Source organism: Candidatus Schmidhempelia bombi str. Bimp, from assembly GCF_000471645.3.
Taxonomy (GTDB): domain Bacteria; phylum Pseudomonadota; class Gammaproteobacteria; order Enterobacterales; family Orbaceae; genus Utexia; species Utexia bombi.
The window spans coordinates 1-1,623 of record NZ_AWGA01000029.1; the positions used below are offsets into that span (position 1 = coordinate 1).

The 1,623-nt window shown below is 36.0% G+C and carries 3 protein-coding genes; all 3 read left to right on the forward strand.

What is annotated here, in order from left to right:
- On the forward strand, positions 1-305 hold a 305-nt coding region (locus O970_RS09825; protein ID WP_036562498.1), incomplete at its 5' end, for a hypothetical protein.
- 653 nt (positions 306-958) lie between these two features.
- Entirely contained in the window at positions 959-1,234 is a 276-nt protein-coding gene (locus tag O970_RS02995) for a type II toxin-antitoxin system Phd/YefM family antitoxin (RefSeq protein ID WP_024495696.1), read from the forward strand.
- Positions 1,234-1,563: a type II toxin-antitoxin system RelE/ParE family toxin gene (locus O970_RS03000; protein WP_024495697.1), complete on the forward strand. Its 330-nt coding sequence runs from the start codon at positions 1,234-1,236 to the stop codon at positions 1,561-1,563. Before O970_RS02995 ends, O970_RS03000 begins: the two co-directional genes overlap by 1 nt.
- The last annotated feature ends 60 nt before the right edge of the window (positions 1,564-1,623 follow it).

Consider the following 1,623-nt stretch of genomic DNA (forward strand, 5'->3'; position numbering starts at 1 on the left):
CTTTTTGTTATGGGCCCATTAAGATTAAACGGGTTACGGATGTAAAAGAAAGAGAGGTCAGTTATTCGGGCGGATTTGGTGCCTCTAACTCGTTGAAAAGAACCGAAGTTGATGTAGATCTTGATTATCAAGTATTGGATATTCCTGACTGGGCACTAAATGCACAAGAAAAACTAAATGCTATCTATACGCAAACAGAAGTTAGATTACCAAATGAGGTTTATCCCGATACCTTAACTTTTGTAAAAGGTAGTGATGGGCAGCTATATCAAAATGTATTATCTTACAAGCTAATAAAACCTTAGTGATGAAATAAAAGACAATAAAGGATGGCGGTCAAATGATGATCGCCATATTGCTAATAAAACCAGAAATGTCATAACTTATCCCTAGACGGTTCAATCCGTAAATTCAAACTACGGACATCACACAGCAAATACACTGACGACTTCGCCTTAGCACGGCGAATCCCTAAAGCGGTTAAACGACTCATCCCCATATTTTCTTGATAAAAGAGATAAAAACGAAAAAATAGAAAATATAAAGAGCTCGACCTACCACAACACGCAGTAAAATCAAACTAAATTAGATAATGAGTACCGAAGTACTTAAATTGAAAAGGGGTGTATTTAAACATAGTACATTTCAATAGTGTTGCTTAGAAATATGAGAGATGTAACACCTTTATTATCTGGAATATTCAGACAATACTGAATATCTGTAAATGAATATTTGGAGCGGGAAACGTATCTCAAATAAAAGGGCTAACCTATTGAAAATACTTATATCTCAACGGTATGTTGATGTTTTCTGTCTTTAATTATGTCCTTGTTTTGGGTGTTATGCAATAGTTTTTAATCGCTGTTAGTAGACGCCGATTGCTTTTTTTGATTTAGCTGCTTAGAATAGATTAAGTCTTTTTATAGACTTTATTTAGTCTTGATAATATGAGGTTTACATGCGCTACTCTCAACAAATAAAACCCATCAGTTACTTAAAAGCCAATGCAGCTGAGGTAATGACCAATTTAACCGAATCAAGAGAGCCATTAATTATTACTCAAAATGGCGAAGCAAAAGCGGTGATTCAAGATATTGCGTCCTATGAAGAAACACAGGAGACACTGGCATTACTTAAAATTCTGGCATTAGGTCAGAAACAGGTAGAGGCAGGACAAGTGACTGATGTAAAAGATGTCGTTAAACGTTTAAAAAGCAAAAGGAAAAAAGCCTGATGCCTGCTGCTTATAAGGTTGTTTTAACGGAGGATGCACAAGCAGACTTAGAAGCCATTTATGAGTATATTGCTGAGCATGACAGCCCTGAAAATGCAGACTATGTACTGGACGAACTATTAAAAGCCGCAGAGAATTTAGGCCATTTTCCTGATAAGGGTAGTGTACCTAAAGAGTTACAAAGTTTAGGCAATCGTGATTATCGTCAAGCCTTTTTTAAACCCTATCGGCTTATCTACCGTGTAATTAATAAACAGGTTGTTGTCTTTCTGATTACTGACGGTAGATGTGATATGCAAACCTTATTAGCTCGGCGTTTATTGAGCTAGTACAAGTTAAACTATTTCTATTAGGGCTGATAATTAGCTATTATTGCTTGGTATGTCGAC